Genomic DNA, 4981 nt, shown 5'->3' with positions numbered 1-4981 from the left:
ATTGCTCACGAGTGTGGTTAACGCGGGCCGGTCTTGATCGTGGCGAAGGCCCCCGTGTGTGGTGGAGGTGTCGAATCTTCACCGCACGGGGGCCTTCGCCACGATCAAGACCGGCCCGCGTTAACAACGCTCGTGAGCAATACACCTAGGGCCTGTTGGCCCTGGACGGCCTACGCGGTTGTGGCGATGCCGCCGTCGACAGGGATCACGGCGCCCGTCAGGTATGCGCCTGCCCGGCTGGCGAGGAACACGGCGACACCCGCCATGTCGTCGTCGCGGCCGATCCGGCGCAGTGGGGCCGACGCCGCGATCGCCTCGCCGAACTCGTCGAGGGTCGCGGCCATCATCGCCGACGGGAACGGTCCCGGCGCCACGGCGTTCACGGTGACGTGCTGCGGTCCCAGTTCCTTGGCGAGCACCCTGGTGAGTTGGTGCAGTGCGGCCTTGCTGCTGGAGTACGAGTAGTTGGGCCGCTGGGGGATGTGGATGGCGGCGATGCTGCCGATGTTGATGATCCGCGCGGGATCGTCGGCGGTGCCCGCCCTGCGAAGTGCGGGCAGCAGCGCCTGGACCAGCCAGAACGGCGACTTCAGGTTGAGGTCGACGACCGTGTCCCAGGCCTCGTCCGGGAACGTCGCCAGCGGCTCGTCCCACAGGGCGCCCGCGTTGTTGACGAGGATGTCGAGGCGCTCCGAGTCGGCGGTGACGAGGTCGGACAGTCGCCGACACTCGTCGTGGCGGGACAGGTCGGCGGGGATGGCCCGCACCTCACCGAACGCGGACAGCTGTTCCTGCGCCTGAGCGCACGCTTCTGCGTCGCGTGAGCTGATGACCACGCGGACGCCCGCCTGGAGAAGGCCACGCGCGATCATCATTCCGATGCCCCGGGTACCACCGGTGACGAGCGCACGCTTTCCACTCAGATCGAAAAGTTCCGCATGTGTGGTGAATCGGCCGTCTACCACTTGCCGCCTTTCCAGTTGGTCGTGCGGGGTGACGCGTCGACGCGTCGGGTGTTCGGTTCAGCTGTCTCAACGCTATGACCTTGGAGTGCACTCCAAGCAAGCGGATCAGGACCCGACGAACCGCGCCCGCGCCGTCGCGTCAAGGGCCGGGAGGCCGGTGAGATGTGCGGCGAGTCCGTCCGGCTACCCGGCGTCCGGCTCACTGGTCGGTGGGAGACGCTCCGCCCTCCTGCCGTGCTCCGGGACCCGGTCGTACTGGGCGAGCACCGCTTTCGACGTCGCCGAGTCCATCAGCCGCAGCTCCCACGGCCCGGTGTTCACGTCGAACTCCTTGCCGAACCCCACCCACTTGCCCGCCATGCGCCGCCCCGTGGGCTCGGCGAGCATCTGGAGCGCGCCGAAGTACCGAGCGCCCCGGTAGTAGCCGTCAGAAGCCGTCTGCTCCGTCCACGTGCCCGTCACGGTCGCCCCGTCGATCTGGAGATCCAGCGTCAGCGGGCTGTCCGGGTTCAGGGACGCGTTCGGCAGACTCCGCCCCGTCAGGCGGTTTCCGTGCTGCAGCAGCACGACGTGGTGCTTCCCGGTGAATACCGCGTCGTCACGGCCGCTCGACACGTACTCGTACGTCGACAGCCACACCCCCGTGAAGTTGCCGCGAGGAGCGGCCAGCGGCGCCGTCTGACCGGCCGACACCGAGAACGTCGCGTCGTCCAGATCGTGGCCGCCGCGCCCGTCCTCCGTGACGGCCACGGACGGCACGCCGAAGCCAAGGGCCTCGATGGGCATTCCGGTGACGCGCTCCAAGGCGCGCGCGTACAGCTGGCGGGGTGCGGCGGTGTCGCCGGATTCCCAGCGCTGCACGAGCCGCTTGGACGCCTCGTTGGGCTGACCGAGTTGCTGCCCGGCGTCACGGACGGCGCGGGCGAACTCGTCCTGGGACATGAGCAGGCCCTTCCGGACCGCTTGCAAGGTGCCGTTCGGTGTCGCCATGCGATCGACAGTACGCGCAAGCACCTTGGAATGACACCGAAATGACGCCCTGCATATCGCCGATATGACGTCGCAACCGCCGTCGCGGGGCGTACCGGCACGAGGCCACCGTGATCTGTGACGGAAGCCCTGGTGACCGCGTGCACAGCCACAAGGCGTGGCCAACTGACAAGGAGTCGACATGGCCGAGACCACGGGCCGGTCCCCGAGCGTTGGAATCAGTGATTTCCCGAGACCGGTGAACGCCGCGTTCGACTGGCTGGCGCGCGCTCAGCAAGAGCCGCGCCAGGCCCTGCGGGAGTGGGCGGAACAGGGCATCGCCCTGTTGCCTCTCGGCACGAGGTTCAACGTGGTGCGCCTGCCCGCCCGGCTCGTGCACACGGCGGTCGGGACGGACGACCTCGAGATCGTCACCGCGACACTGGCCCAGCTGCTCGACGGGCCGGTCATCCACAACCGGCCTCAGGCCGTGTATCACGCTCTCGTCGAGCCCTGCCCGGTGGCGCGGTGGGCATGCCCCAACAACGCCCCCATGCTGGGGATCGGACAGTTCCTCAGCATCCCCGCCTCCGACCTGACGGGTCCGACCGGACTGTACTGGGCGGTGCGGCCTCGCATCGTCGGCGATCTGTGCCCCGTACCCTCCGTGGCCGCGCTCGTGCGCATCGCCCGCGACACGCCCCGGGCGAGGACGAAATGACCTGGACCGCAACGGAGTTGTGCACACCGGAGAGGTCCGCGCAGCAGTTGCAGGGGCGTCTCCGCGGCCACCTGCGTGCCTGCCCCGACTGCCGGACCGGGGACTGCGAAGAGGGAGCACGGATGCGTCGTGCGTTCCGGGCGGTGCAGTCCGTGTTGAAACCGGCCGAGCCCTTCCTCGGCATCACAGACACCGCCCCAGGCCCCTCCGCGGAACCGTAGCGAGGGGCCCGGCCCCTCTGTCGTACGAGCGGACGGCGCGTAGGAGTTCACCTCGTTCAGGGGTTCGAAATGGAGGCGCCCCGGCGGACCGTGCCTTCGGTATCGGTGCGACGATGCGGGGATGCGCGAGGTCAATGAACTACTCGACGTCGATGATCCGGCCTGGCCGCTCCTCCTCCAGGAGCTGTCCGACACCGACACGGCGGTTGAAGCGCTGCCCGGCGATACCGAGACAGGCCGCGCGTCCCTGCTACAGCTCCAGGTCTCGGCCCGGTCGAATCTGGGCGCGCTCGTGCTGAACTGCGGCGGTCTGCTCGTGGACGGCGGCTGGTTGCGGATTTTCGGAAGCCCTCACGCCACCGGCCCCGAGGGGCTGCCGGGCCTGGCCGAGATCAACGCGATGCCCTCGACGTTCGACCCGGTCTGGCAGCCGGCGGCGGGGCTCGTGGTCGCGCACGATGTGCTGGGCGGCGTGTTCTCCCTCAACGGGGGCGACCCCCGTGCGATCGGTCGGCCCGGTGAGCCGGGCGAGATCATCTACTTCGCCCCCGACACCCTCGGCTGGGAGGCGCTGGGGGCCGGGCACTCGGCCTGGTTGTCCTGGATTCTCTCCGGAGGGCTCCAGAAGTTCTACGGGGGCCTGCGGTGGGACGGCTGGCGCAGCGAGGTCTCCGTACTCAGCGGTCGGCAGGGCTTGTCGTTCTTCCCGCCGTTGTGGTCGGCCGAGGCCCGCCAGGACCTGTCGGCGACCAGCCGTCGCGCCGCACCCATGGCGGAGCTCCTGGATATGAGCCGCGACGCGCGCCTGCAGTTCGACGGCGCCGACCCGGGATTCCTCGGAGTCGCATGAACCGGCTCACTGGCCCCAGCCGCCGACGGCAGGACGCAGTGCCTGCCCGGAGCGTGTCAACGGTCAGTACACTCCTCACTCTGTTGCACACCAATGGGGGAGGTCGGTGCGGCGATGGAGAAGCTCGTGCCCGGGGATCCGCAGCGGATCGGCGCGTATCGTCTACTGGCACGGCTCGGCGCCGGCGGCATGGGGCAGGTGTACCTCGCGCGGTCCGACCGCGGCCGCACGGTCGCGGTGAAGCTGGTCCGCCAGGAGCTCGCCGAACAGGACGAGTTCAGGAACCGCTTCCGGCAGGAAGTGCAGGCCGCGCGGCAGGTGGGCGGCGCGTGGACGGCGCCGGTCCTGGACGCGGACACCGAGGCCGCGATCCCCTGGCTCGCCACCGGTTACGTCGCCGGGCCCTCGCTGCAGAGCGTCGTCTCGCACGACCACGGCCCGCTGCCCGAGCGCTCCGTGAACATCCTCGCGGCCGGGCTCTCGGGCGCGCTCAAGGACATCCACGCGGCGGGCATGGTCCACCGCGACCTCAAGCCGTCCAACGTCNNCGTCATCGACTTCGGCATCGCACGCGCCCTGGAGACGGTCACCGACGGCGGCCTCACCCGTACCGGCGCGCTGGTCGGCTCGCCCGGGTTCATGGCCCCCGAGCAGGTCCGCGGCGACCGGATCACCCCGGCGTGCGACGTGTTCTGCCNNACGCCGCCTCGGGCGCGCTGCCCTTCGGGACGGCCAACAGCGGCGTGCACGCGCTGATGTTCCGCATCGCGCAGGAGGAGCCGGATCTGGCAGGGCTCCCCGAGGAGCTGGCCGAGCTGATCGGCGCCTGCCTGCGCAAGGATCCGGCGGACCGGCCCTCCTTGGACGAGGTGCTTGAACGCACGGGGGCCGCGGACGCGCTGGGGGACGGGCACACCCTCGACCCCTGGCTGCCGGGTGCCCTCGTCGCCCAGTTGGGGCGCCACGCCGTGCAGTTGCTGGATGCGGAGGATCCGGAGGAGACGTCGGCAGAAGGGGCGGAAGGGGGAGAACAGTCCGTCGACCGTTCGGTGGGCGCCTTCGCCGAGGGGCGTCCGGACGCCGTGGACGAGAGTCGGGAAGCCACTCCTCCGCCGCCCGGTACGCCCGGTGCCGCGCCCCTCGACCACCTGCCCACCATGGTGTCGGGGCAGGCCCCGCCCACTCCTCCGCCGACGCCGACACCCACGCCCACGCATACGCCCAGCACTCCCGTGTACGGCTATCCGCCGCAGCA

General features: G+C 70.2%; 4 protein-coding genes and 3 pseudogenes. 5 read left to right on the top strand and 2 right to left on the bottom strand.

What is annotated here, in order from left to right; all coding sequences use genetic code 11:
• Positions 1 to 170: 170 nt before the first annotated feature.
• The gene (locus AOK03_RS33260; protein ID WP_055569106.1) at positions 171 to 965 is read right to left on the bottom strand and encodes an SDR family oxidoreductase; all 795 of its coding nucleotides are present in this window, start codon (positions 963 to 965) and stop codon (positions 171 to 173) included.
• 183 nt (positions 966 to 1148) lie between these two features.
• Complete coding sequence (locus AOK03_RS33255; protein WP_055569105.1) at positions 1149 to 1955, bottom strand: helix-turn-helix domain-containing protein; 807 nt, start codon at positions 1953 to 1955, stop codon at positions 1149 to 1151.
• Positions 1956 to 2136: 181 nt separating this feature from the next.
• Between AOK03_RS33255 and AOK03_RS33250 the strand changes: the two genes are divergently transcribed.
• The 5 genes and pseudogenes from AOK03_RS33250 to AOK03_RS44410 all read left to right on the top strand — a co-directional run.
• Positions 2137 to 2655, top strand: a complete 519-nt coding sequence (locus tag AOK03_RS33250) for a hypothetical protein (RefSeq protein ID WP_157869146.1) — start codon at positions 2137 to 2139, stop codon at positions 2653 to 2655.
• A gap of 342 nt (positions 2656 to 2997) precedes the next feature.
• Positions 2998 to 3726 (top strand): DUF2625 domain-containing protein, encoded by a 729-nt coding sequence (locus AOK03_RS33245; RefSeq protein WP_055569103.1) that lies wholly within the window; start codon positions 2998 to 3000, stop codon positions 3724 to 3726.
• Positions 3727 to 3840: 114 nt separating this feature from the next.
• Positions 3841 to 4272, top strand: a pseudogene (locus AOK03_RS44420) (protein kinase domain-containing protein); the annotation flags it as partial.
• 2 nt (positions 4273 to 4274) lie between these two features.
• Positions 4275 to 4423, top strand: a pseudogene (locus tag AOK03_RS44415) (hypothetical protein); the annotation flags it as partial.
• 2 nt (positions 4424 to 4425) lie between these two features.
• Positions 4426 to 4981, top strand: a pseudogene (locus AOK03_RS44410) (serine/threonine protein kinase); the annotation flags it as partial.

It is taken from the genome of Streptomyces atriruber (genome assembly GCF_001418325.1).
Lineage (GTDB): Bacteria > Actinomycetota > Actinomycetes > Streptomycetales > Streptomycetaceae > Streptomyces > Streptomyces atriruber.
This window is presented reverse-complemented; position numbering and strand designations above follow the sequence as displayed.